Source organism: Comamonas sp. BIGb0152 (genome assembly GCF_024809975.1).
Taxonomy (GTDB): Bacteria; Pseudomonadota; Gammaproteobacteria; order Burkholderiales; family Burkholderiaceae_C; genus Comamonas.
The window spans coordinates 414,899-440,332 of the sequence record NZ_JANUDY010000004.1; the positions used below are offsets into that span (position 1 = coordinate 414,899).

General features: G+C 63.3%; 23 protein-coding genes. 7 read left to right on the forward strand and 16 right to left on the reverse strand.

All coding sequences use genetic code 11. The annotated features are described in order from the left end of the window. Position 1 precedes the first annotated feature (1 nt). Complete coding sequence (locus M2375_RS10815) at positions 2-1,099, forward strand: agmatine/peptidylarginine deiminase (RefSeq protein WP_259165967.1); 1,098 nt, start codon at positions 2-4, stop codon at positions 1,097-1,099. Positions 1,100-1,125: 26 nt separating this feature from the next. Here the strand turns inward: M2375_RS10815 and M2375_RS10820 are convergent, their stop codons facing one another. The 14 genes from M2375_RS10820 to M2375_RS10885 all read right to left on the reverse strand — a co-directional run bounded on the left by M2375_RS10820 (position 1,126) and on the right by M2375_RS10885 (position 16,975). After that, positions 1,126-1,521: a VOC family protein gene (locus tag M2375_RS10820; RefSeq protein WP_259165969.1), complete on the reverse strand. Its 396-nt coding sequence runs from the start codon at positions 1,519-1,521 to the stop codon at positions 1,126-1,128. A 38-nt stretch (positions 1,522-1,559) separates the two neighbouring features. After that, entirely contained in the window at positions 1,560-2,393 is an 834-nt protein-coding gene (locus M2375_RS10825; protein WP_259165972.1) for a carbohydrate ABC transporter permease, read from the reverse strand. Further along, the gene (locus M2375_RS10830; RefSeq protein ID WP_259165974.1) at positions 2,390-3,289 is read right to left on the reverse strand and encodes a carbohydrate ABC transporter permease; all 900 of its coding nucleotides are present in this window, start codon (positions 3,287-3,289) and stop codon (positions 2,390-2,392) included. Before M2375_RS10830 ends, M2375_RS10825 begins: the two co-directional genes overlap by 4 nt. A gap of 84 nt (positions 3,290-3,373) precedes the next feature. Beyond that, entirely contained in the window at positions 3,374-4,624 is a 1,251-nt protein-coding gene (locus M2375_RS10835; RefSeq protein WP_404979311.1) for an ABC transporter substrate-binding protein, read from the reverse strand. 122 nt (positions 4,625-4,746) lie between these two features. After that, positions 4,747-5,772, reverse strand: coding sequence for an ABC transporter ATP-binding protein (locus M2375_RS10840; RefSeq protein ID WP_259165979.1), 1,026 nt, complete (start codon positions 5,770-5,772; stop codon positions 4,747-4,749). Positions 5,773-5,906: 134 nt separating this feature from the next. Further along, on the reverse strand, positions 5,907-6,491 hold the full coding sequence (locus M2375_RS10845) for a hypothetical protein (RefSeq protein ID WP_259165981.1): 585 nt from the start codon (positions 6,489-6,491) through the stop codon (positions 5,907-5,909). Positions 6,492-6,533: 42 nt separating this feature from the next. After that, positions 6,534-6,728: a DUF2905 family protein gene (locus M2375_RS10850; RefSeq protein ID WP_182326675.1), complete on the reverse strand. Its 195-nt coding sequence runs from the start codon at positions 6,726-6,728 to the stop codon at positions 6,534-6,536. A 37-nt stretch (positions 6,729-6,765) separates the two neighbouring features. Then, positions 6,766-8,379, reverse strand: coding sequence for an amidohydrolase (locus tag M2375_RS10855; protein ID WP_259165986.1), 1,614 nt, complete (start codon positions 8,377-8,379; stop codon positions 6,766-6,768). A 353-nt stretch (positions 8,380-8,732) separates the two neighbouring features. Beyond that, positions 8,733-10,727: a BCCT family transporter gene (locus tag M2375_RS10860; protein ID WP_259166087.1), complete on the reverse strand. Its 1,995-nt coding sequence runs from the start codon at positions 10,725-10,727 to the stop codon at positions 8,733-8,735. 458 nt (positions 10,728-11,185) lie between these two features. Further along, entirely contained in the window at positions 11,186-12,088 is a 903-nt protein-coding gene (locus M2375_RS10865; protein WP_259165987.1) for an ABC transporter permease, read from the reverse strand. A gap of 19 nt (positions 12,089-12,107) precedes the next feature. Further along, positions 12,108-13,103, reverse strand: a complete 996-nt coding sequence (locus M2375_RS10870; protein ID WP_259165988.1) for an ABC transporter ATP-binding protein — start codon at positions 13,101-13,103, stop codon at positions 12,108-12,110. Between the two features lies 1 nt (position 13,104). Further along, positions 13,105-14,226: an ABC transporter substrate-binding protein gene (locus M2375_RS10875; RefSeq protein WP_259165990.1), complete on the reverse strand. Its 1,122-nt coding sequence runs from the start codon at positions 14,224-14,226 to the stop codon at positions 13,105-13,107. 248 nt (positions 14,227-14,474) lie between these two features. After that, positions 14,475-15,440 carry a TauD/TfdA family dioxygenase gene (locus M2375_RS10880; RefSeq protein ID WP_259165994.1) on the reverse strand — a complete coding sequence of 322 codons (966 nt, stop codon included), beginning with the start codon at positions 15,438-15,440 and terminating at the stop codon, positions 14,475-14,477. A gap of 455 nt (positions 15,441-15,895) precedes the next feature. Continuing rightward, complete coding sequence (locus M2375_RS10885) at positions 15,896-16,975, reverse strand: class I SAM-dependent methyltransferase (protein WP_259165996.1); 1,080 nt, start codon at positions 16,973-16,975, stop codon at positions 15,896-15,898. Between the two features lie 84 nt (positions 16,976-17,059). Here M2375_RS10885 and M2375_RS10890 point away from each other — a divergent pair, with 84 nt between their 5' ends. From M2375_RS10890 to M2375_RS10915, 6 genes are all read left to right on the forward strand, one after another. Beyond that, the gene (locus M2375_RS10890) at positions 17,060-17,830 is read left to right on the forward strand and encodes an SDR family oxidoreductase (RefSeq protein WP_404979312.1); all 771 of its coding nucleotides are present in this window, start codon (positions 17,060-17,062) and stop codon (positions 17,828-17,830) included. A 26-nt stretch (positions 17,831-17,856) separates the two neighbouring features. Beyond that, on the forward strand, positions 17,857-18,231 hold the full coding sequence (locus M2375_RS10895; RefSeq protein ID WP_259165999.1) for a dihydroneopterin aldolase: 375 nt from the start codon (positions 17,857-17,859) through the stop codon (positions 18,229-18,231). Positions 18,232-18,235: 4 nt separating this feature from the next. Further along, complete coding sequence (gene ttcA, locus M2375_RS10900; RefSeq protein ID WP_259166000.1) at positions 18,236-19,231, forward strand: tRNA 2-thiocytidine(32) synthetase TtcA; 996 nt, start codon at positions 18,236-18,238, stop codon at positions 19,229-19,231. A 132-nt stretch (positions 19,232-19,363) separates the two neighbouring features. Beyond that, the gene (locus M2375_RS10905; protein ID WP_259166001.1) at positions 19,364-20,062 is read left to right on the forward strand and encodes a hypothetical protein; all 699 of its coding nucleotides are present in this window, start codon (positions 19,364-19,366) and stop codon (positions 20,060-20,062) included. Positions 20,063-20,075: 13 nt separating this feature from the next. Beyond that, entirely contained in the window at positions 20,076-20,717 is a 642-nt protein-coding gene (locus M2375_RS10910) for a histidine phosphatase family protein (RefSeq protein WP_259166003.1), read from the forward strand. A gap of 306 nt (positions 20,718-21,023) precedes the next feature. Beyond that, on the forward strand, positions 21,024-22,025 hold the full coding sequence (locus M2375_RS10915) for a LysR family transcriptional regulator (RefSeq protein WP_259166004.1): 1,002 nt from the start codon (positions 21,024-21,026) through the stop codon (positions 22,023-22,025). Positions 22,026-22,027: 2 nt separating this feature from the next. Here M2375_RS10915 and ruvB read toward each other — a convergent pair whose 3' ends face one another. Both ruvB and M2375_RS10925 read right to left on the reverse strand, forming a co-directional pair. Continuing rightward, positions 22,028-23,095: a Holliday junction branch migration DNA helicase RuvB gene (ruvB, locus tag M2375_RS10920; RefSeq protein WP_259166008.1), complete on the reverse strand. Its 1,068-nt coding sequence runs from the start codon at positions 23,093-23,095 to the stop codon at positions 22,028-22,030. Positions 23,096-23,404: 309 nt separating this feature from the next. After that, on the reverse strand, positions 23,405-25,306 hold the full coding sequence (locus M2375_RS10925) for a trypsin-like peptidase domain-containing protein (protein WP_259166009.1): 1,902 nt from the start codon (positions 25,304-25,306) through the stop codon (positions 23,405-23,407). Positions 25,307-25,434: the final 128 nt, after the last annotated feature.

Consider the following 25,434-nt stretch of genomic DNA (forward strand, 5'->3'; position numbering starts at 1 on the left):
CATGCAACGACGACAATTTCTCTCGGCCAGCACCGCGCTGGCGGCCAGTGCAACTGTGGGTATGCCAGCGCTGTCCGCTCCTGCCACCAGCACCAACAACGGATGGCACATGCCAGACGAAGGCGAGCGCCATGCTGCAACCTGGATGGCCTTTGGCGCCAATGACGAGGTATGGGGCAGGCGCCTGAAATCAGGCGCGCAGCAGAACCTGGCCCTGATTGCACAAACCATCGCCAGCGTGGAGCCCGTTCACATGCTGGTCAATGCGGAAGATTACGACCTGGCAGCGCGGCTGTGCGGCAGCAAAGTCAAGCTGGTGGTGCAAACCATTGATGATCTGTGGATGCGCGATACCGGCCCGGTCTTCGTGAAAAAGCCAGGCGGCCTGTTCACCGGGGTGGATTTCAACTTCAATGGCTGGGGCAAAAAGCAGTACCACCGCAACGATGCGCGGGTCGCCGCCTTTGTCTGCCAACAAGCCGGTGTGCCCGTGCTCAAAAGCAGCTTGATTTTGGAGGGTGGCGGCATTGAGGTCGATGGCCAGGGCACGGCCATCATCACGGAAAGCTGTGTGCTCAATGCCAACCGCAACCCGGGCGTCAGCAAGGCGCAGTGCGAGCAGGAACTGCAGCGGGTGCTGGGCATCGACAAAGTCATCTGGTTGCCCGGTATCGCCGGCCGTGACATCACCGACGGCCACACCGATTTTTATGCCCGTTTCTGCGCGCCTGGGGTCGTGGTTGCCGGTTTTGAAAACGATAGGTCTTCGCCCGAGCATGCCATCACCCAGCGCCACCTGGATATCTTGCGCAAAGCCACCGACGCGCGTGGCCGCCCGCTGAAGGTGGTGCGCTTGCCGGGGCCAGATGAGGTGCGGCCCCAATACGAAAACAAGGACTTCGCTGCGGGCTACATCAATTTTTACGTCTGCAATGGTGCCGTGATCAGCCCTGAGTTTGGCGATACCCGGGTCGACCGCAACACCAAGGCCATTTTGCGTGAGCAATTTCCGGGCCGCGAGATCGTGCAACTCAATATCGATGCCATCGCGGCGGGCGGTGGTGGCATCCATTGCACCACGCAGCAGCAACCCGCCTGACAGCTGCCCTCCAGGGTCCGCAGGCGCTAAGCCTGCGCAGAGGCCGCTTCGCGCAGCTGGAACACATTGCCCTCGCAGTCCATCGCATTGCAGGCGCGAAAGCCCGGCCCCGCCCAGGCGTCTTGGAGCAGCGCGCCGCCGAGGCTGGCGGCCTGCGCGCCAGCGTCCGCCAGTGAAGGGACGCAGACAAAGAACTTCAGCGCCGCGCTCTCGCGGCGCTGGGGTGGCGCGGTGATGTGGATGCGCTGGGCGATGGCTGCCGGGATGGCATGCAGCTCCAGCTGCAGGGCGCCCGATACCAGCACCACCCAGCCGGGCTCGCGCTGCAGCGCGTGCAGGCCCAGCACCTGGCTGTAGAACTGCGCGACGCGCTCGGTGTCTTTGACATACAGAACCACGCCAGCCTGGGCTTTTGCGGACATACAAGACTCCTCAGCCAAAGAGCGCCACTCTAGCGCCTTTACTTGATCCCTGCCCGCATAAAGCTCTGCACAAACTGGCGCTGAAACAGGATAAAGCCGACGAGCAGCGGTGCCGAGGTCATCAAGGTCGCGGCAGTGATGGTGGACCAGTCCACCCCCTGCTCCACGCTGGAGAACACCTGCAGCCCCACGGTGAGCGGGCGTGACTCCACACTGTTGGTGATGATCAGCGGCCAGAGAAAATTGTTCCAGTGAAAGCTCACCGACACCAGCGCAAAGGCGGTGTAGACGGGCCGGGCCAGCGGCACATAGACGCGCCAGAGAATCTGCAAGGTGCTGGCGCCTTCCACCCTGGCGGCCTCGTCCAGCTCCTTGGGGATGCCCATAAAGGTCTGGCGTAGCAGAAAGATTGCAAAGGCCGAGGCAAAGTACGGCAGACCAATCGCAAACAAGGTATCGACCAGGCCCAACCGCGCCATGGTCTGGTAGTTCTCGACCAGCAGGATGTCGGGCATGATCATCAGCTGCACCAGCACCAGCGCAAAGGCGATGTTCTTGCCCCGGAACTGGTAGCGCGCAAAGGCAAAGGCGGCCAAGGTGGACAGCACCAGCTGCGCCGCCAGGATCATGGCCACCAGCAAGGTCGTGTTCAGAAAGTAGCGCGCAAACGGCGCCGCATCCCAGGCATGGCGAAAATTCTGCAAGGTCCAGGGGGCGCTCAGGTCAAAGCGGATCGCGTATTCGCTGGGGTGGAAGGCCGTCCAGAACGCATAGGCCAGCGGCAGAATCCACAGCAGTGCCAGCAGCCAGGCGGCAGCGGTGTCCAGCCAGGTGTGGCGGTAGATGACGGCAGGGGCTTGGCTGCTGCTCATTGGTAGTGCACCTTCTTGTCCAACACAAAGAACTGGAACAGCGCCACGCTGGACAGCACCACCACCAGCACCACGGTAATGGCGGCTGCGTAGGCCGTATCCCAGAACTTGAAGCCCACCTCATACAGGTGGTAAAGCAGCAAGGTGGTGGCATTGTCCGGGCCGCCCCGGGTCAGGATAAACACATGGTCCACCAGGCGGAAGGCATTGATCACCGCATTGACCAGCACAAACACCGTGGTCGGCATCAGCAGCGGCCACTGCACCCGGCGAAAAAAGTACCAGCGCGATGCACCCTCAATCGCCGCCGCCTCCTTGAGGCTGGGGTTGAGCGTTTGCAGGGCCGCCAGGTAGAAGATCATGAAAAAGCCGGCTTCCTTCCACACCGCAACGAGGGTGACGGCCCCCAGCGCTGTTGATGGGCTGCCCAGCCAGTTGTGCGAAGGCAGGCCCAGCGCACCGGTCACCTGCTCCAGTAGGCCGTACTGCGGCGTGTAGAAGAACAGCCAGATATTGGCGACCGCAATCATCGGCAGCACCGTGGGCGTGAAATACGCCATGCGCACAAAAGTGCGGCCCGCAATGCGCTCGTTCACCCACACCGCCATCAAGAGCGCCAGGCCGATGGAGGCTGGAATGGTGGCCGCTGCAAACCAGAGGTTGTTGCGCACCGCCTGCCAGAACACCGGGTCGTCGGCCATGGCCTCGTAGTTCTCGATGCCCACCCACACCGCCGCCCGTGCGCCCTTGGGGGTGGAGTAAAAACTGTCGATCAAGGTCGCCACTGCCGGCCAGTGGGTGAAGGCGACCAGCAGCACCAGCGCAGGCAGCAGCAGCAACCAGGCGTGGATGCTGCGCTGGCCGCTGCCGGCGATGGACGAGGAAGAGGCGCTCATGCGTTTGGTTTCTGTTAACAGGGCTGGTTCATTCCCAAAGCCTGACCCGCCATGGCCTTCAAGCAGGCCAGGCCGGATGGGGCTTTATTGGTAGCTGCGCAGGATGCGGTCCGCTTCCTTCTGCGCATCCTTCATCGCTTGCGCCGAAGTCTTGGTGCCGTTCAGCGCAGCCTGCACCGCGTCGTTCAGCACCTTGGTCACGCGCTGGTTGTCATGCGTGGAGAACTCGGCCACCGAGACGGGCAGCTGGTCGCGCGCGACCAGCGCTGGCGGGAAATCCTGGCCGTATTTCTTCAAGATGGGCGTGTCGTAGGCGGCGGGTGAGACGGCCACATAGCCGCTGTCCATGCTCCACTGCGCAGCGCGCTCGGGCTGGGTCACCCACTTGGCAAACTCAAAGGCGGCCTGCTGCTGCTCCTTGGGCGCCTTTTTAAAGATGTAGAAATTGCCGCCACCGGTCGGCGATCCGCCCTTGCGCACATGGCCGGCGATTTGGCCGACCCCGAAATCAAACTTGGCGTTGGCCTTGATATTGGTCAGGTTGCCGGTGGTAGTGATGATGATCGCGGCCTTCTTTTCCAGGAAGTCCTTGGGGGTCGTGCCCCACTCGATCACGCCCTTGGGATGTACGCCTTCCTTGGCCAGGTTGACCCAGAAGTCCAGCGCCTCAATCACCTTGGGGTTGTCGAAGGTCACCTTGGTGCCTGCCTCGTTGGCCAGCAGCACATCGTTGGGGGTGGTCAGGGTCTGCAGCATCCAGTAGGCAAAACCGGTCGACGGGATCTGGATGCCGTACTGGCTGACATTGCCGTTGGCGTCTTTCTTGCTGAGCTTCTTGGCCGCTTCGCCCAGCTCCTTCCAGGTGGCCGGGGCCTTGTTCGGGTCCAGGCCGGCTTCCTTGAAAGCATCCTTGTTGTAGTACATGACCACGGTGGAGCGCTGGAAAGGCACACCCCAGGTCTTGCCACCCGTCTGGCTGTTGGCCATGAACGCCGGGTAAAAGCCCTTGAGCCAGGCCTTGTCGGCATCAGTTTTGGCGAAGTCGTCAATCGGCACGATCGCGTCTTCATCGATCAAGGTGAACATATCGGTCGACAGCAGCACCGAGGTGGCCGGCGCCTTGCCCGATTTGTTGGCAGTGAGCGCCTTGACGATGGTCTCCTGGTAGGTGCCCGCGTAGATCGGGGTGATCTTGTACTGCGGATGCGCCTTGTTGAAATCATTGGCATAACCATCGATCACCTTGGTGATCGGGCCGCCCACAGCGACCGGGTAGTAGAAAGGCACTTCCAGCGGATCAGCCGCATGCGCCAGGCCGGCACCCAAGCCCAGCATGGCGACGGCCGAGGCGGCCAGGGTCTTCAAAAAAATATGGCGTTGCACGGAATCACTCCTCGGGTTATGCGCCTGCACGCAGGCGCTGCACAAACAGTTCAGTCAAAGAAAAAGGGCTTGCCTCAGGCCATGCGCCGGCCATTGGCATCGAAGAAATGCATGTCTTCAGGGCGCCAGGCCAGGCGCAGCGCCTGCCCCACCGCTACCGCCTGCTGGCCGGGGGCCCGCACGGTAATCTGCTCGCTGCCAATCGCGCAACGCAGCACCACATCGGCGCCCAGGTATTCGGTACCGATGACCTGCGCATCCACGCCCTCAGCGCCCAGGCAATGCACCGCCTCGGGCCGCAGACCCAGCGATGCCGCGCCAGCTGGCACCGGCAGCTGCACCTGGCTGCCGGCAATGGCGCCTTCACTGAGCCGCAGCAGGTTCATCGCTGGCGTGCCGATAAAGCGCGCCGCAAAGGTGCTGGCAGGGCGGGCATACATCTCGCGCGGGGTCGCGCATTGCTCGACCCGGCCCTGGTGCAGCAGCACCACCTGGTCGGCCATGCTCATGGCTTCGGTCTGGTCATGGGTCACATAGACAACGGTCAGCCCCAGGCGCTGCTGCAGCTCGCGCAGCTCGGCACGCATCTCCTGGCGCAGCTGCGCGTCCAGGTTCGACAGCGGCTCGTCCATCAGGCAGACATGGGCCTGGGCCACCAGGGCCCGGCCCAGCGCCACGCGCTGCTGCTGGCCGCCGGAGAGCTGGCCCGGCTTGCGCTCCAGCAGCTGCGACAGCCCCAGCAGCTCGGCGGTGTCCTTCAGCCGCTGCGCAGCCTCGGCCTTGGACACCTTGCGCACCGCCAGCCCAAAGCCAATGTTCTCGGCCACCGACAGATGCGGAAACAGCGCATAGTTCTGGAACACCATCGCAATGCCGCGCTGCGCCGGCGGCAACTGCGTCACATCGCGCCCCCCAATCAGCACCTGGCCGGCGCTGGCCGTCTCCAGCCCAGCGATGATGCGCAAGGTTGTGGATTTGCCGCAGCCCGACGGCCCAAGCAGCACGCAAAAGCTGCCTGGCGCGATCTGCAGATCGACCGAATGCAAGGCCTTGGTGTTGCCCCAGGATTTGGCAACCTGCCGTAACTCAATAGATGACATCGCGCCAGTGTATGAAAGCGCGATGACAATTTGTTTACAAGCTTTCCCTTAGCTGACAAGGCGCTCCAGGTAAGGCGGGTCTATCCACCCTCGAGATTTGCTTACAACCATGACAGATGCTGCGGTGCAGCACATTAAACCGTGGTCGTCAGAAATTCGATGCTGTCATTGGTCGCCAAATCCACCCGTAGCCAATCAGACTCAGGAAGTCCTGGCTCCCCAAAGGAGTGAACATGCACGCGGCAGCGATCGGGGTGCCAGCGGTTCCACAACAATGAGCACTGAATACGGTTCTCGCCATTGCCCATTCTTGCAATGGCTTGGTGCTGTCCATTGACTGCGCAGTGCAGCTGAACACCTTGCCAGTGCGGCGCTGTATACACTTGCGAATCTTCCGCAGGGTCATCACCATCGTCTTGCAGCATTTGCGCTTCTTGCCGCTGCAAGTCCTCTGCCATGGCGATTTCTGTAGGAGGTGTTGGGTGCTCACTCTCTATCAGAGTGACCACCAAGCGGTCATCTTTTTTTATCGGATGAAAATCTCCCCAATGCGCATGCGCCTTGCGTCCATCCAATATTTCATACATCCCAGACGCATAAATATCCGCAAGCACTTCGCCGTCAGCAGACATACCCAGTAGCAGCGAATACATCAGCGCCTGATCTATGCCAACACGCCATAGCAGCGTTCCATTCAACTCGACTTGCAGACAACGCATCGGCACATCTCCCTTCTCGTGTTCATGCGCCAGCGTAGCCTGCTAGAGCCAGCGCGCAATCCCGGCCGCCATCAAGCTCAGCACCACCGTCGTCGCAATCGGCAGCCACAGGGTTCTGCCAAACAGCCGGATCTCAAAATCCCCCGGCAAGCGCCCCAGCCCCAGCTTGCGCAGCAGGGCGGCAAAGCCGTTGAGCAGCAAGAGCGCGAGGAAAATCACAATCAGCCAGCGGATCATCGCAGCGCCTCCGGCAGGGTAGTGGGTGGGAAAGCCATCATGCGGCGCGGTACACCTGCTCGCCGGCAATCCAGGTTGCTTGCACGCGCAGGCGGCCAATGTCGGCGGTGGGCACGCTGAAGATATCGCCGTCCAGCACCGCAAAACTGGCTTCAAAGCCGGGGGCGATCTGGCCGAGCTGGCCCTCGAACGGCGAGAGGCTGGCCGCGCGTGCGGTGTAGAGCAGCAGGGCCTGCGCCACCGTCAGCGCCTGGCTGTCGACAATGGGCGCACCGTTGTAGGCACGGCGCTGCACGGCAGCCTGGATGGAGACAAACACATTGTCCGGATCGGCCCAGGTGGTGGCCGGGGCGTCGGATGACAGCGCCACATGGTCGATCTCGTCATAGAAGGTCTTGAGCGCGTAGGACTGGTCAAACTCCGATGCAACCAGGTTCTCGGTATAGGCCTCGTACTCGGCAAACATAAAGATGATCTGCGTGGCCACGCCCCACTGCATGGGCATGGCGTTCATCTGTGCGATCTGCGCGGGCTTGAGCAAGGTGGCGTGCTCCAGCCGCACCGATGGAATACCGCAGGGCAGCCAGGGCTGCTTGTCAGCAAAAAAGTCGATCACCAGCTGCAAGGCCGCATCGCCCATCGCATGCACCGCCATCTGCGCGCCGTTGGCCACCGACCATTCATAGGCCTGCGCCAGCGCCGCGCTGCTGAGCAAGGACATGCCGAACAGGCTGCCGCTGTGCTTGTAGGCACAGCTGCACCAGGCCGTCTTGCCGGAGATGGAGCCATCGGCAAACAGCTTGATGCCGGCGATCTTCACCCGGCCGTCCTTTTGCGCGGCCTCTAGCCCCGCCCGCAAATCGCCTTTGCAAGGCTCCCAAGAAAAATACAGCGCCGCCTGCTGCTTGAAGCCAGCCTGGGCCGCATCGCGGTAGACATCGAGGTGGTGGAAAGGCTGGGTGAAGGCCATCATGTCGGTGACCGCCACAATGCCGCGCTCGCTAAAGCGCTGCGAGGTGCGCGCCAGGCTGCCCACCGCCTGCGCGTAATCCAGCACCGCCTTGGCGCGTTGCACCACGCTGTTGGCGGCCAGCTCGGTCAAAACACCATTGGGCGTGCCATCGGCATCGCGGCCAAAGTGGCCGCCAATGGGATCGGGCGTGTCCTTGCCAATGCCCGCCAGCGCCAGCGCACGGCTGTTGCAAATGCCCGAATGGCAATCAGATCGGCCCACATACACCGGCTGCGTGGTCGATACCAGATCCAGGTCATGGCGGGTGGGCGTGCGCCCCTCTTTCAGCTTGGACTCGTCGTAACCCCATCCCTCAATCCAGTCATTGGGCCCCAGCCCCGCCTTGGGGTGGTTTTTCAGCGCCGCAATCAGCCCCGGAATATCTTCAACCAGCGGCACCGTGCAAGGCACCGCATCGACGATCTGCGACAAAAAGGTAGGGTGCGTATGCACATCGATAAACCCCGGCACCACCGTGCGCCCCTGCAAATCCACCTCACTGTCCGCCACCGGCTGCGACGCATCGCCCACATGCCCCACCCAGCGCACCAGCCCATCCTCCACCACAAAAGCCGTCGCGAAATCGCTCTCGCTGCGGCCGGTAAAAACATGGGCATGGGTGAACAGACAAGAGGGCATGGCAAGGGGCGCAAAAGCAAAGGCGGCAAAGAAGCCGCCATTGTCCGCGATTGCAGTAACCACCCAACAAACCGCTGCCCCCGGATGTTCAAAACAACCAACCACGCAGCAAGCGCAGCGCCCGCACCACCACCACCCATGGCGAGATGGGCGCGTAGGCGCGGCGTCGGGGGCGCAGACAATATGCCGGTATGGCAAGCCCCCGCAACAAAGCCTACGCGCCCATATCGCCACCCCAAAACGAAGACCATCTACGCCCCAACCAATGACAGCACCGCCAGGGCAGTCACCCCACAAAAAATGGCCAATAAACAAAAAGAAAGGCCATCCGAAGATGGCCTTTCAATCAACATTTACACCGGGTCTGTATGCCCTGGGGCTCGGTTCAGCATTTGGGTTCGCTTGTCTGCGCTGAGGGAAAGATAGCGCTCGTACTGGCGGAGGATGTCGGCGATCAACTCCTCGCTGCGCAAATACTGCACGTCATAACCCGAACGCCCATCTTCAAAGAAAGTCACCGGCTCGTACATATAGCGGCGCTCCTTGCTGCCAGCGCTCTCCCGCACCGTGAAGGTGGGAATACTGCGGCGCACCGCACGCACGCCATAGACAAAGTCACGCAGCTTTTCGACGGGCACGACCAGACGCACTTCGCTGTCGGCATCGCCCTCCAGGCTGTCTTGCACATGGGCTTGCAGGCCGCGTTTTTCCATCTCGGCCGCCACTTCGTTCATGGCGGGCAAGGCGGTAGAGCGCAAGAAGCGCTGCACATCGGCCTTCAGCGGCTGGTGCACGATCTGCTCCAGGCGCTTGCGCCAGTGCTGGCCGCTCCAGAAGTTGGTGGCGGGCGCCAGGTCAGGCGAGTAATGGGCCAGGTCGGCCACCATGCCGCGCCACAGCCCAACGCAGAGCACCAGCATGATCAGCGCCACCGGCAAGGCCGCAACCAGGGTGACGGCCTGCAAGGCGCCCAGCCCCCCGGCCAGCAGCAGCACGATGGAGGTAACGCCCAGCAGCACGCACCAGAACAGGCGCTGCCAGACTGGCGACTCGTTGTTGCCCCGGGACGCGATGGAATTGACCACCAGCGCACCCGAGTCAGCCGAGGTGATAAAGAACACGCCAATCAGCAAGACCGCCAGCCAGGACACTGGTTTGACCCAGGGAAGGTACTCGAAGAAGCGGAACAGCAAGGCGTCCACATTGGTCGCGGTTTGCGCCAGCGCGCCGCCTGCCAGGTGGGCATCGGCCCAAATGGCGCCGTTGCCAAAGGCCGTCATCCACAGCAGGTTGAAGGCGGTGGGCACCAAGAGCACGCCGATGACAAATTCACGCACCGTGCGGCCCCGCGAGATGCGCGCGATGAACATGCCGACAAAGGGCGACCAGCTGACCCACCAGGCCCAGTACAGAATCGTCCAGCCGCCAAACCAGCCCTCTTCGCGCGAGGGCGCATAGGCAAAGGTGCGCAGCGACATGCCCACCAAGCCCTGCAGGTAGTTGCCAATGTTCTCGCTCAAGGCTTTAAAGATATGGGCCGTGGGGCCGGCGATGATGACAAAGCTCAGCAGCAGCACCGACAGCAGCATGTTGAATTCACTCAGGCGGCGCACGCCCTTGTCCACTCCCAGCAGGGCTGAGAGGCTGGCCAAGGTGACGACCACCACGATCACGGCCACCAGAAACCCGGAGGTCTGGGTTTCCCAGCCCGTCAGGGTGTTGATACCGGCGGCAATCTGGCGCGCGCCATAGCCCAGGGTGGTGGCGATACCGGCAATGGTGCCCACCAGCGCAAACGCATCAACGCCGTGGCCGATGGGCCCGTTGATACGCTCTCGCAGCAAGGGGTACAGGCCCGAGCGCATGGTCAGCGGCAGGTTGTAGCGAAAGCCGAAATAGGCCAGCACCAGGCCCATGGTGCCGTAGACCGCCCAGGCATGAAAGCCCCAGTGGAAGAAGGTGGCTTCCATGGCCTCACGCGCAGCGGCCGGCGTACCTGGCTCCTGCGTGGCGGGGTTGAGGAAATGCTGCAGCGGCTCGCCCACACCAAAGTACATCAGGCCAATGCCCATGCCCGCTGCAAACAGCATCGATGACCAGGAGACAAAGCTGAACTCGGGTTTGGCATCATCCGGCCCCAGGCGGATATCGCCATAGCGGCTGGCGGCCAGCACGACCAGAAACAGCAAAAAGGCGCTCAGCGCCATCACGTAGAACCAGTCAAAACTGGCCACCACCCAGCGCTGCGCGCCCGAGAACAGGCGGTCTGCTGCCTCGGGTGCCAGCACGCAGACGAGCAGCAAGGCGCTGAGCACCAGCAGCGCGGGTACGACGACGGGCAGTGACATGGTCGAGCCAAAGCGGTTTGGCAACGGCGCCGTTGTCGGCGCTGTCGGCTGCGGCGACGGCGGCGCCCCGGCAGCAGGCGCTGCCGAGGTATCGGGAGAAGGATTTGTCATAGGTACACCAGGAACGGGGCGAGCCTCTTCTTTGGCAGGCGCGCCACAACAGCGCCCCCCTGCTCCCCATGAGCCATGGTCCGGCGCTGCAAACCTATCAGTATGCAATAAGCATTAGAAAACTTCTATGCGGTTGCAATTATTGTCAATCCGCAGCAATCCCTAGATGGCTGGCACCAGGGCCTGGCTGGGTCGGCCCCGGGTGGCGGGCCCTCTGCAGCCGCCCCACCGACAGATGGGCGTTGCGCTGGCTATCCCGGCCTCTTGCTTGCATTAGGCCATGAGAAAAAACGCCGGCCATGGACTGTTGCATATTAGCAACGCCATACCGCACAGCGCTGGTCCGCTCAGCGCTGCACGCCCCAGCGCTTGACGGTGACCCGTTCGAGCGGGTGAAAGCCCAGGTTCTCGACCAGCAGGCCAATGATGATCACCAGTGCCAGCCCGGCAAACACCTGGTCGGTGTAGAGCTCGTTGCGGCTTTGGAAGATATACCAGCCCAGGCCGCCCTTGCCTGAGGAGGCGCCAAACACCAGCTCGGCGGCAATCAGGGTGCGCCAGGCAAAGGCCCAGCCAATCTTCAGCCCCGAGAGGATGGAGGGCAGCGCGGCAGGCACCAGGATCTGCAGCACATAGCGCGCGCCGCGCAGGCCGTAGTTGCGGCCGGCCATGCGCAAGGTCTCCGGCACCGCCTGAAAACCGGCATAGGTGGCCAGCGCCAGCGGCCAGAGCACGGAATGCACCAGCACCGCCAGCAAGCTGGCCTGCCCCAGGCCCAGCCACAGCAAGGCCAGGGGCAAGAGCGCAATGGCGGGCAGCGGGTTGAACATGCTGGTCAAGGTGGTCAGCACGTCGCGGCCCCATTGGCTCGATACCGCCAGCACCGTCAGCAGCAAGGCCCCGGCCACACCCAGCAGATAGCCCTGCAGCAAGATGCCCAGCGATATCGCCGCCTTGCCCAGCAGTGCGCCGTTGCCCAGCTCGCGCAGCAAGGTGGCTGCTGTCTGGCCAAAGGTGGGCAGCAGCAGGTCGTTGTCCTGCCAGCGCGCTGCCAGCTCCCAGGCCAGCGCCAGCAGCGCCAGGATGAGGGCCTTGCGCAGTGCCGGGTGCTGCAGCAGCCGCCGGGCCAGCGGCAGGCGTCGCACCGTCAGCTGCGCGGGCGCATCGGGCAGCGGGTATTCCGCCTCGGGCCGGATCGGCGGCAGGGCCTTGGCATCGCCAGGCCATGCAGAAAGGGGGGTGGATGCCATCGGGGTCTCTTTTCTGGTATCAGGCCACGCGGCGCAAGCCGGTGGCTGCGCTGCTGCTGGTGTCACCGGCGGTCTGCGCGCCGGCCCGCTCTTCATCGAACAGCAGCCGGTGGATGCGCTGGTGCGCGGCCTCGAACTCGGCGCTGCCGCCGCTGGCCAGGCCAAAGGCATGGGTGTTGATCTCTGCCCGCAGCCGCCCCGGGTGGGGCGAGAGGATGGCCACGCGGCTGCCCACCACCAGCGCCTCCTCGATCGAATGGGTGACAAACACCAAGGTAAAACGCAGCTCCTCCCACAGCGCCAGCAGCTCCTCTTGCATGCGGCGGCGCGTGAGGGCATCGAGCGCAGCAAAGGGCTCGTCCATCAGCAGCACCTTGGGGTGCATGGCCAGCGCACGGGCAATGGCCACGCGCTGCTTCATGCCGCCCGACAGCTGGTGCGGGTGCACATCGGCAAAGCGGCTCAGCCCCACTTTTTCCAGGTAAAGGTCAGCACGTTCACGCGCCTCGGCCTTGCCGGTGCGGCGCGAGGCCAGCAGCGGAAACATGACGTTCTCGCGCACCGTCTTCCAGGGCGGCAGCTGGTCAAACTCCTGGAACACCATGACACGGTCAGGCCCGGGGCCCTGCACCTGGGCACCTCCCAGGCGGATAGCGCCTTCACTGACCGGCACAAAACCGGCCATGGCCTTGAGCAGGGTCGATTTGCCGCAGCCCGACGCCCCCAACAGCACAAAGCGCTCGGCCGCATGCACCTGCAAGCTCACCTGGTGGGTGGCGCGCAGCACCCTCGCACCCGTCACATAGTCGATGCTGACCCGATCGACCTCCAGCAAGGCAGTGCTGGCGGACACCTGCTGGCTGGGCACTGGCGGGCTGGTGCTAACACGGCTGATCAGGCGGTCAGCCAGCTCGGCCTCGGCCAGGCTGGCATAAGGCTCGGCGGCGCTGCGCAGCCAACTGCCCCGCGACAGGGCAACATCGCCATCTTGCGCAAAGGCGTAGGGCCAGCGCATCTCAGTTCCCCCCGGAGATGCGGGGGTCGTCAAAGAAATAGTCGCGCACCGATTCGGGCTTGGTCTTGATCACCCCTACCCGCTGCAGGAACTGGCCCAGGCCTACGGTGTTCTGCGGCTGGATGGTGAACTGCACCTGCGGGTTCTTGATGATCTGCAGCACCAGGTTGCGGTCGACCTTGCCGCCGCCACCGCTCTTCAAAAAGATATCAGCCGCCTGCTCGGGGTTGGCCTGCACAAAGCGGGCCGATTCATCAAGCGCATCAAGGAAGGCGCGGTAGGTCTTGGGGCTTTCCTGGCGGAATTTCTCGGTGGCGTAGAGCACGGTGGACGAGGCGGGCCCGCCCAGCACCTCGTAGCTGTTGAGCACAATACGCGCATTAGGATTACCCGCCAGCTCCACCTCCTGGAATGGCGGATTGCCAAAGTGCGCGGTGATCTCGGTGCCGCCCTTGATGATGGCCGCTGCGGCATCGGGGTGCGGCAAGGCCACCTGCAGCTTGTCGAGCCGCTGGTAATGCTGCTCGCCCCAGAGCTTGGCCGAGGCGTACTGCAGCACCCGCGACTGCACCGAAACACCAACGGCCGGCGTGGCAATGCGGTCCTTGTCGGTAAAGTCGGCAATGGTCTTGACCTGCGGGTTGTTGCTGACCAGGTAATAGGGGAAGTTGCCCAAGGATGCCACGCCCTTGACATTCTGCTTGCCCTTGGTGCGGTCCCAGAGGGTGAACAACGGGGCCACACCAGCGCCGCCAATATCGACATTGCCCGAGAGCAGCGCATCATTGACCGCCGGGCCGCCCGAGAACTGCAGGTAGCTGACCTTGATATCCACACCCTGGGCCTTGCCCTGCTTTTCAATGAACTGCTGGTCTTGCGCCACATTCAGCAGCAGGTAAACGATGCCGTACTGCTGCGCAATGCGCAGCTGGCCTTCTGCCGCCTGCGCGCCACCGGCGCTTACGCCCCAGAGCACGGCGGTGGCGGCCAGCACGGCGGCGGCATGTTTGCTGGCAGCTCCCAGGCCGGAGCTGCGGGCGGTGGCAGCGGGGCTGCCAGAAGGTGTCGAGGCCTTTTTGCCGGGCTGCTGGTTGCGCAGCGCCCATGGTTTGCGGATGTTCATAGTGCTTGTGAAGGTATGGCTGGAGTCGTTGGGCCGCAGCGCAGCACCACCGCGCTGCAGCAGCGGGTGGGCGGGTACTGGGGGCTGGCGTCAATCGCCGCTGTCAGGAGGAGCGGGCAGCGCAGCCGCAATGGCGAGCGCCGGCGATCAACAACAGGCGGCAGCCAGGCGGAGCGACAGCAGAAACAGCTGCTGGTGGCGCTGCGGGCGCGGCAGCCCGGTCAGGCGCGATGGGTGCAGTGCGGCGTTCATACCGGCACATCCCCTTCGATCGTGGTGCGGTAGAGCTTGCGGCGCTGGCCGGCTGGCACGCCGGTGGCCAGGTGCAGCACCGCGCGGTTGTCCCAAAAGACCAGGTCCCGGTCACGCCAGTGGTGGCGGTAGACAAACTGCGGCTGGGTGCTGTGGGCAAACAGCTCGGCCAGCAGCGCGGCCGAGCGGCCCTCGGGCAGACCCAGAATGCGGGTGGTGAAATGCTCGCTGACAAACAAGGACTTGCGGCCGGTTTGCGGATCGGTGCGCACCACCGGGTGGACAGCGGGTTTGACCTCGGCCACCTGCGCGGCACTCAGCGCCGGGCGGAAAGCATTGCGCTCGCGCAGTGCCTCATATTTCAGCAAGTAGCTGTGCTCGGCCAGCAGGCCCACCAGCTGCTGCTTGAGGGTATAGGGCAAGGCCTCGTAGGCGGCGACCTGATCGGCAAACAAGGTGTCGCCCCCCACATCTGGCAGCTCTTGCGCATGCAACAGCGATCCCATCGCAGGCTGGGGCTTGTAGGACAGGTCGGAGTGCCAGTACGCACCGGCATCGCCCAGGCCCACCGGCTGGCCGTTTTCGATGATGTTGGAGACGATCAGGATCTCGTCATGGTCCGCCAGTTGAAAGTTGCGCAGCACATGGCGCTGCAGCGGCCCAAAACGGCGGCTGAAGGCAATCTGCTCAGCAGGTGTGATGCGCTGGTTGCGGTAGACCACCACGCTGTGGTCCAGGTGCGCCTGCTGCAGCCGGGCAAAGTCGTCCGGCCCCAGGGGGCGCGACAGGTCCAGGCCGACGACTTCGACGCCCAAACGGGTCTGGGTGCCGCTGGGCTGCGGGATCGGCCGCACGCTGAAGCCCTGCGCACCTGCGGCAACGCCCGCCTGGTGGGAGCTGTCAGGCACGGGGCGGCGGAAGAAAAACGGGTGGGCGGTCAGAACATCAAACAACGCGGACATGGCAGCTTTCCTTGGCGGACCAGTGATGGACCCACTGTAGAAGGCGCGCTGCGATCAGAAAACGAATTAAAACGCGTATCTTTATGCGCAAATCGATGATCTGCAGGCCACCCACGGCCTGCCCGGGTTGCACAACGCGCTGCCCTACGCGCCGTCATACCGGCGTCATGCAACGCGGCGATCATCGCAGGCTGTCGGTGCACAACAAGCCAGCCTGCATGTTCCGCGTCGGGGCCCCAGATGGGGCGCCCTGGCCTGGAGCCATGTGTCAGGGCTTGGCACCGGCAGCCCAATTTTTGGTGGTCACCAGGGAGATGCAAGGCATGGCACTGCTGTGCCCACCAGGCCCAGCGTGCCCAACCGGCCCCCGCCAGCCGCTCTGTGCGGCCCCTCCTTGCCACCCCTTTTGCACCCACCTAGGCGCCGCAAGCGCTGGCCGCCCAGCAGGCTTCAGGCTACAGCCGGTGCATGCGGTCGCCCTGCACAAAGCCGGCTGGCTCCCAAGAGGCCACGCCTTTGCTGAGCATGATGGCCTTGAAGAACTCGCCCATCTCATGCTCCATCATCAGCTTGGCCGCCTTGCTGCGGGCGATGACCTCAAGCTGGTCGAGCTTGGCACCCAGGCCGCAGTTGATCAGGAAATGGGCCTGGCTGGTGTAGCCCAGCACGTCCATGCCGGCATCCTGCGCGGCCACGGCAATGCCAGTAAAGTTCACATGCGCGGTGATGTCCTTGAGGCCCACCAGCACCAGCGGGTCGCTGTCGACCTGGTGCAGGTGGTGGCATACGAGGGTGCCCATATGGCGCTGCGGGTGGTAGTACTCGGACTCGCCAAAGCCATAGTCGATCAGCAGCACCGCGCCGCAAGTGATGCGGTCGGCCAGGGTCGCGACAAAGGCTTCGCCCTGGGGATGGATCTCGGTCAGGTACTCGGCTTCCGGCGGCAGCTCTGGCTCTACCGGCGGGCGCAGCTGGGTGGGGCGCTCCGCCCAGGCAAAGCGGATGTCCTCGCCATCCTCTGACACGCTGCCCACCACCACGCCACGCTCTTGCCACACGCCCTGCTGGCGCAGCAAGAGCTTGACCGGCATGGCATCGAGCACCTCGTTGCCGACCACCACGCCCTGCATCTGCGCGGGCAGGCTATCGGCCCACTGCACCTGGTCGCCAAAGCGGGCCAGGCGCTCTTGCTGGCGCAGGCGCAGGCTGCCGGAGACGTCGACAATCGTGTAGCGCGTGCAGGCGGTGCCCAGGGTGGACAGCAGCTGCTCGGCCAGGGCACCGGTGCCGGCGCCAAACTCCCAGACCTCGCTGGTGCCGGTATGCGCAAAGGCATCCTGCACCTGGACGGCCACCAGCTCGCCAAACACGGGCGAGAGCTCGGGTGCGGTGACAAAGTCACTGCCGTGCTCCGGCATCACGCCAAATTTGCTGCGGCTGTTGGCGTAGTAGCCCAGACCGGGCTCGTACAGCGCCATGCGCATGAATTCATCAAACGGGATCCAACCACCGGCCTGGGCAATAGCCTCAGCCATGCGCTTGGCCAGCACAATCGTTAAACTAGAGGGTTCTGTATTCACCCCCCTATTGTCGCCGCTTGCTGAGCGCTTGCCATGCCCATGCCTACATCGACCCCACGCACTGTACTGGTCACTGGCGCTGCCAAGCGCCTGGGCCGGGTGATTGCGCTCGGGCTGGCCAGCCATGGCTGGCAGGTGGCGGTGCATTACCGGGGCTCGGCTGCAGAGGCCGCGCAGACCGCCGCCGAATGCGCAGCGCTGTCGGGCCTGAGCGGGCATTTTGACGCCGATTTCGAGGACGAGGCCGCCGTACGCGCGCTGCTGCCCCGGGTGGTGGCGCATTTCGGCCAGGTCGATGCGGTGGTCAACAGCGCCTCGCTGTTCGAGCACGACAGCGCCACCGATTTTGGCTATGCCGCGCTGGAACGCCATGTGCGCAGCAATACGGCGGCACCCATTGTGCTGGCCCAGCTGCTGCACCAGCATATCTGCCAGCGTGGCGACCAGTCCCAGGGCGTGGCGGTCAACCTGCTGGACCAGAAGCTGTGGAACATGAACCCCGATTTTGTCAGCTACACGCTAAGCAAGGCGGCGCTGGAAGCGGCCACGACCTTGCTAGCCCAGGCGCTGGCACCCCGATTGCGGGTGGTGGGCGTGGCGCCGGGTTTGACCTTGACCAGCGATTACCTGAGCCCTGAGCAGTTCGAGGCACTGCACCGCATGAGCCCGCTGGGACGATCTTCCACCGCGCAAGACGTTGCAGCCACCGTGCGCTTTGCGCTGGAAAACAGCTCCATCACTGGCACCAGCCTGCTGGTGGACGGTGGCCAGCACCTGATGCGGTTTGACCGCGATTTTTCGATGATGTAGCGATTCTTCGCTGCCTTGCTGCTTTTATGACGACATTTGACACCGGGTTGCAAACCCTGAGCTTGACGGGCCTGCGTTTTGATGCCAATTTAGGCATCCTCGCCCACGAGAAAACCGCGCCCCAACCCATTTTGGTGGATGCGCAGATCAACCTGGGCCAGCAGCCGTTGGCACCCAGCGATGACGACATCACGCATGTGCTGGACTACCGCAAGGTGCGCCATATCATCATCGATGAATGCACCGCCGAGCATGTGAACCTGCTCGAGACCCTGATCGGCAAGGTCGCGCAGCGCCTGATGCAGTTGCCCAACGTGCGCGGCGTGCGCGTGAAGATCGCCAAGCTAGAGATTTTTGACGATTGCGAAGTTGCAATCCACACCGAAACCGGACAATGGTGAACCTATGAATGCCCCCACCGATACCGCACTCCTTCAGCCCCAGCCAGCAGCTGCCCCCGGTTGGGACTTCGACGATGCCGCCAGTGACGATGCGCAGGACGCGGTCTCCAGCGAAAAGCGCCTGAAGATCCAGCGCGAAAACCACAAGCTGGAAAAGCGCCTGTGCCGCGAGGTGGCGCGCGCCATTGGCGACTACAACATGATCGAGGACGGCGACAAGGTGATGGTCTGCATGTCCGGCGGCAAGGACAGCTACACCCTGCTCGACATCCTGATGAAGCTGCGCGCCCGCGCGCCCATCAAGTTTGACCTGGTGGCCGTCAACCTGGACCAGAAGCAGCCCGGTTTTCCCGAGCATGTGCTGCCCGAGTACCTGAAAAGCGTGGGCGTCGACTTCCACATCGAAAACCAGGACACCTACAGCGTGGTCAAGCGCGTGGTGCCCGAGGGCAAGACCACCTGCGGCCTGTGCTCGCGCCTGCGCCGCGCCATTCTGTACCGCGTGGCCGACCAGCTGGGCTGCAACAAGGTGGCGCTGGGCCACCACCGCGACGACATCGTGCAGACCTTGATGCTCAACATGTTCCATGGCGGCATCATGAAGGCCATGCCCCCCAAGCTGGTCAGCGACGACGGCAAGCATGTGGTGATCCGTCCGCTGGCCTATGTGCCCGAGAAGGACACCGAGCGCTGGGCCCAGTACCGCGACTTTCCGATCATCCCCTGCAACCTCTGCGGCAGCCAGGAAAACCTGCAGCGCCAGATGATTGGCGACATGCTGCGCGAGTGGGACCGCAAGCATCCGGGCCGGGTCAACAACATGTTCCGCGCACTGCAGCATGTGGTGCCCACCCATTTGGCCGACCCCAAGCTGTTCGACTTCCAGAACGCCAAGCCCACCGGCATCGCCGATGAGAACGGTGACAAGGCCTTCGACCACGACGATCTGCCCACCAACCCCTCCTTGCCCGCAGGCATGCAGGTGGTACAGCTGGGTTGATTCCCGGCATTACGAGCCATGCAGCCCTGCTTGTCGCCCCTGACTGACAGCCGCTGCGGCTCCCACCGTTTATTGTTGAGCGCATGCGCTGTGTCTTTATGGCGCAGCGCTTTTTTTTCGGGAGATTGCGCCATGTTTCTATCCTTTGACAAGGCGGCGTTGCCAGGCCTGCCGCAGTGGCGGCGCATCGCCGGTATTGCGGCCATGGCCTGCGCCAGCCTGTGGCTGGCCGGTTGCGCCGGCGTGCGTACCATCGACAGCGATGTGCAAAGCTATTCGACGTTGCAACAACTGCCTTCGCCCCCGACCTACCGGTTGCAGCTGCTCCCCTCCCAAATCGCACTGGGGCCACAGTTTGATACCGTGGTGCAACAGGCCGAGGCCTCGTTGGCGGGCGTTGGCTTGCGCCGCGACGACGCCCAAGGCAGCGTGATCGCGCAGATCGATGCGCAGGCCCGCTACATTCCAGACAGCTGGCTGATGCCCGGCAGCCCTTATCACCCTTATGGCGGCTTGGGCTGGGGCCCCGCCTGGGGTTGGGGCTGGCGCGGCGGCATGATGTGGCGCGACACCGGCCCCTCGCTGCACTTCCGCGCGGTGCAGCTGACCTTGCGCGACGTCAAGACGCAGCAAGTGGTGTACGAGACCTCCGCCCGCTACGAAGATGTCTGGGTCGATGACCAGGTGATCTACCGCATCCTGTTCGACTCGGCCCTCAACGGCTTTCCCAAGCCCCCGCAAGGCCCGCGCCGCGTCAGCACCACCACGGCAGGAGCGCCCGCCGCGACCCCAGCCGCACCGGTGCAGGCCACGCCCGCCGCCAAACCCTGAGCCTTGAAGACGCATGCACAGCACCCAGATCATTGCCATCCGCCACGGGGAGACCGATTGGAACCTTGCCGCACGCATCCAGGGCCATACCGATATACCGCTGAACAGCAACGGCCAGCAGCAAGCACAGCGGCTGGCCCTGGCGCTGGCAGACACACCGCTGGCCCATATCTACAGCAGTGACCTGCAACGCGCCTGGGGCACCGCCCAGGCCTTGGCACAAAGCAATGGCGCGCCGCTGAGCGCCCATGCGGCCTTGCGCGAGCGCTGTTTTGGCGACTATGAAGGCGCGCGCTTTGCCGATATCGAGCTGTCTGACCCGCCCTCGGCCTTGCGCTGGCGCAAGCGGGACCCGGTGTTTGCACCGCCCCAGGGTGAGTCCTTGCTGGCGCTGCAAGCCCGCGTGGCCCAGGTAGTGGCCGAGTTAGCCGCCAGCCATCTGGGCCAGCAGATCGCCCTGGTCGCCCATGGCGGCGTGCTCGACAGTCTCTACCGCCTGGCCACCCGCCAGGACATCCAGGCCCCCCGCACCTGGGAGCTGGCCAACACCGGCGTCAACCGCCTGCTCTGGTCCCCGGACAGCGGGCTGACCCTGGTGGGCTGGGGCGATACCAGCCATCTGCACAAGACAGGCCTAGACGAAACCATACGTTAGCCAAACCGCTCAGGCCTGCCCGCATTTCCCAACCGCTTGACACGCTTTAGTCCGCAGCCAGGCTGGCGCGCGCGCGCCGCCGTGCATGGCGAGGGCGGAGCGGAGGCATTTTGAGACAGATTTTGTATCTAGGTGCGCATGGCTTGTTGAGACAACACACCGCGCCGTCAGACAGAGCCGATAAAATAACAACGTATGTCAGCATTCACTCTCTTGACAGCAATCAAGTGACATTTAATTACTTTTAGAATTCACTAATTGCTTGATCATTATTGATAGTAGTGCGACCATCTATAGACGAGTTCAATGACTCCTCTGCTAGATTACTTAAAAGGTATTGACCCTTATATGCCAGACGCCGAGCTGACCCGTAAACCCCTGCCCACCCCCTCCTTGCGCCAGCTGAGCTGTTTCAAGGAAGTGGCTACGCACCGCAGTTTCAGCCGTGCCGCGCAGGCCCTGTCCATGAGCCAACCCGCACTGTCCTCGGCCATCCGTGAGCTGGAGACCTTGCTGGGCACCGCGCTGTTTGACCGCAGCACCCACCATGTGCGCCTGACATCCGCAGGGGAAGCCGTGCGCCCGCAGGTGGAATGGATGATCAACAATTTTGTGCAAGGCGTGCAGGACCTGCAGCAGTTGCTCAAATACCAGGCTGATACCGTGCGGATCAGCTGCATCCCCTCCACCACCCACCTGCTCGCCCCTTGGTTGGCCACCTGGCAGCAGACCCACCCGATGGTGGACCTGCAGTTGCACGACATGCGCAACGACGACCTGCTGGCCTCGGTGGCCAATGGCAGCTCCGATATCGGCCTGGGGCTGGAGTTCACGGTTCCCCCTTCGGTAGAAACCCAGTTTGTCACCGAAGACGAGGTCATGGCGGTCATTCCCGCCAAGCACCGCCTGGCGCAAAAGACCGACCTCAAATGGACCGACCTCAGTGATGAACCCCTGGTGGTGCTCTCGCGCGGCAGCACCTACGAAATGATCGTCTCGGTACTGGAGCAGCAAGGCGTGGGCACCAGCCACACCGAAACCCTGAGCTATACCGAATCCCTTTATGCGCTGGTGCAAAGCGGCCTGCGCATTGGCCTGCTCTCACGGCTGTATACCCAAGGGCATCAAAACGATGACTGGGTCACCGTGCCGCTCAAGGCACCGCTGCTGTCCCGCCGCATCTGCCTGATGACGCGGGCCGCCAATGGCAGCCGCCGCGCCATCGTGCAGGAGTGCTGGGACTACCTGCGCGAGAACATGAGCTCCGAATCGCCCCCCAACAAGCGCGCCAGCAAAGCAGCAGCCTGAGCCTAGACCAGGGCGCCCTGCCCGGGCGCTCCGCCCACCAGCCCCAAGTGGCGGTAGGCGGCCTGCGTCGCCATACGGCCACGCGGTGTGCGCTGCAAAAAGCCCTGCTGGATCAAATACGGCTCGATCACATCCTCGATCGTACCCGGCTCCTCGCCAATACTGGCGGCAATATTGTCCAGCCCCACCGGCCCCCCATCAAAACGGTGCACCACCGCTTCGAGCAGCTTGCGGTCCATGACGTCGAAGCCCAAAGGGTCGACATCGAGCATGGCCAAAGCACGGCTGGCGATCTCTTGGGTGATGCGGCCATTGCCTTTGACATCGGCGTAATCACGCACCCGGCGCAGCAGCCTGTTGGCAATACGCGGCGTGCCCCGGGAGCGACGGGCAATCTCCAAACCGCCCTCGTCGTCGGTCGGCGTGTTCAGCAGCCCGGCACTGCGCATTACGATCCGGTTGAGCTCTTCCGTCGTGTAGAACTCTAGCCGCGCCACAATGCCAAAGCGGTCGCGCAGCGGGTTGGTGAGCATGCCAGCCCGCGTGGTGGCCCCCACCAAAGTGAAGGGCTGCAAATCCAGCTTGATCGAGCGTGCGGCCGGGCCTTCGCCAATCATGATGTCGATCTGGTAGTCCTCCAGCGCCGGGTAAAGTATTTCTTCGACCACCGGCGAGAGGCGGTGAATCTCATCGATGAAGAGCACATCATTGCGCTCCAAATTGGTGAGCAGCGCCGCCAGATCCTTGGGTTTTTCCAATACCGGGCCGCTGGTCTGGCGCAGGTTGACCCCCAACTCCGAGGCGATGATGTGCGAGAGCGTCGTCTTGCCCAGACCCGGGGGGCCGAACAGCAGCACATGGTCCAGCGCCTCGCCGCGTTTTTTGGCCGCGCCAATGAAAATCTCCAGCTGCTCACGCGCCTTGACCTGGCCCACATACTCATCGAGCTGCTTGGGACGAAGCGCGCGCTCCAGCACCTCCTCCTGTGGCGAGGACTGGCTCGCGGAAATCACGCGGTTGTCAGGGCGGGGAGCGGGTGCAGTAGCGAAGGAATCGGTGTGGATAGTCATGGGTCAATGCAGGCGCGGCGAGGATCCTAAGAACCTGTTCAAAGTCTCCTCGCGCCGCGACAGTGTCTTTGCGAGATGGGATGCGAGGGGGGCACCTAGCCGCGTAATACCGCAGCAATAGCCGCGCTATTGCGAGGATTTGCAACGACGCAGACCGCTCGCAAAGCCACTGTCCCTATGGGTTGGAGTGAAATCGGGAGATTTCTGCGCGCTGGCCCTTGCTTGCACCCCGGTGCAAGCTGCGTTTCATCGCTTCGAACTCATCCCGATTGCACTCCAACGCGGCTGCGTAGAGACTTTGAACAGGTTCTAAGGCGCAGCCCACACATAATAAGCCAGTCCGTCGTACAAAAGCGCCGCATCGCTGCGCCAGGCATCGCGCGCCTGGGTTTGCGAGGTGTAGTGGTGCACGCCGGGCACATACTGGTAGGCCCGGTAGATGGGCTCCACCCCGTCACCTGGCTGCGTGGGCGACCACCAGGCAATGCCCTCGTAGCGCCACGAAGGGTGGTAGGTCTGCACAAACTGCTGCTCGGCCTCGCTCGTGGTGTAGAAATGGGCGACCACCTCCGGGTTGAAATAGCGGTGGACGGGCACCATGCGGGGATGCTCGCCAGCGGCGGCATAGAACGCGATGCCATCGAACACCAGATCATTGGGAAAAACGGCAATCACCTGGTCGCGCTCGGCCACCGACAGGGTGTAGAACTCGCCCCCCGACTGCCGTACCTGAAAGCGGTACACCGGCCAATGCGTATCGCTGTTCAACACCGCATAGGCGCCCAGCCAGGCCGAAAAGCTGGTTGCAATGGCTTGGTCCAACCGGCCATAGACCACCCGCCCGTCTTTGGCGGCGCACCAGTTGTCACCACCGGTCAAGGTCCCGGTCACTCGGCCGTTGACAAACAAGGCCGAGCCGCTCGATCCAGCTTCAATACCGCCCTGGCTCCAGAGCACGCGATAAAAACCTCTATCCGGCTGGGATTGCGGCATGCAATCCAAGCCTCGTCCAACAGCAGCTACGGTGCAGGCAACGTAATCCTCGAAGATACCGGACGCCATCATCATCCAGTCCCCATGCGGATGGTGCAGGCTTGCCACCTCCGCACCCAGGGGCAGTGTCGTCGCATCCCAGCCCGCAAACAGGGCACCCGCCGGGGGCACTTCGTCTAACTGCAGCAGGGTCATGTCATGGGAGATGCTCGAAGCCAGCCAGCGCGCTCCGCTGTACTGCTCTGCATGGCCGGCAAACAGCTGCGTGCTGTTGCAAGACTGCGAGTAATAGAACCAGGAGGTCTGCAAGGTTGATGCTGTCGTCTGATCCTTTACACAATGTGCTGCCGTCAGCACATAGGGGGTCAAATCCTGGCGGGGGTTGTTGAGCAAGGTGCCGGTGCACTGGAAGGTGCGGGCCTGGCTCACATAAAATATACGGATTACGGCATCGCGCTGGTCGAGCAGGGTCTCCTGGCAATTCACATCCAGCTGGCAGGCGTTGTATCGGCGTTTTTCCCTCGGCGCGGCAGCATCAACAATGCTAAGCACTTCAACTAAGCTAGGCGGCACCACGATCTGCGAGACCTGGGGCATGGCCCACTGCAGGCTGCTGCTTGGCAGCGCCGCCGGCAGCAAGATCTCCAACACCGGCGTGGGCCCCACATCGGGCGTCCACCAGGTGCGCGCCCCGGTCTGTGCATCGGCAGCCAAGCGCTCCAGCAGTGCAGCGCCCGTCACCTCGTAGCTGGCGGGAGACCCGGGTGATGCATAGAGACGGAACACGGCCATCGCCGGCAAGGCGGCAAACTCCAGACCCAAACGCAGGCCATGGGCATCAGCTGCTACCCACTGCAGTGCCGCCACCTGCTGGCCCGATGCCAGGCTGCGCCACTGCAGCAGCCGCCCGACCTTGGCCGCAGTGTCCATGGTCTCCAGAGTGCGCGCCACGCCAATCTGGCGAACGCCTCCTTCATCCGGAGCCAGGTCTTTGAGGCCCTGCCAGGGCGGCAGTACCACGGGGACCACGGCAGCGGCCGAGAGCAGCACGGCATCCTTAGCCAGCACCGCGCCTGAGGCCGGCGGCATTCTGCGCGCATCCAGCTGCAAGCCCGCATGGGCCCAGCCGCAGCTCCCCGCCACCAAGAGCGCCGACACTAGGCGCCGCCAATGCCCCGAACCTGCCAAACCAAAGCAAGACACAATGCGACAAGACATGATGGACTCCTCGCTGTTGCGACAGGGAACATGCCGCCGATCAACACAAACTACTGACCAGATACAGTCAATCTAAAGCAAGCACTCACATCAAGCAAGCTATCCACTAGTACAAAAACAAAACATTG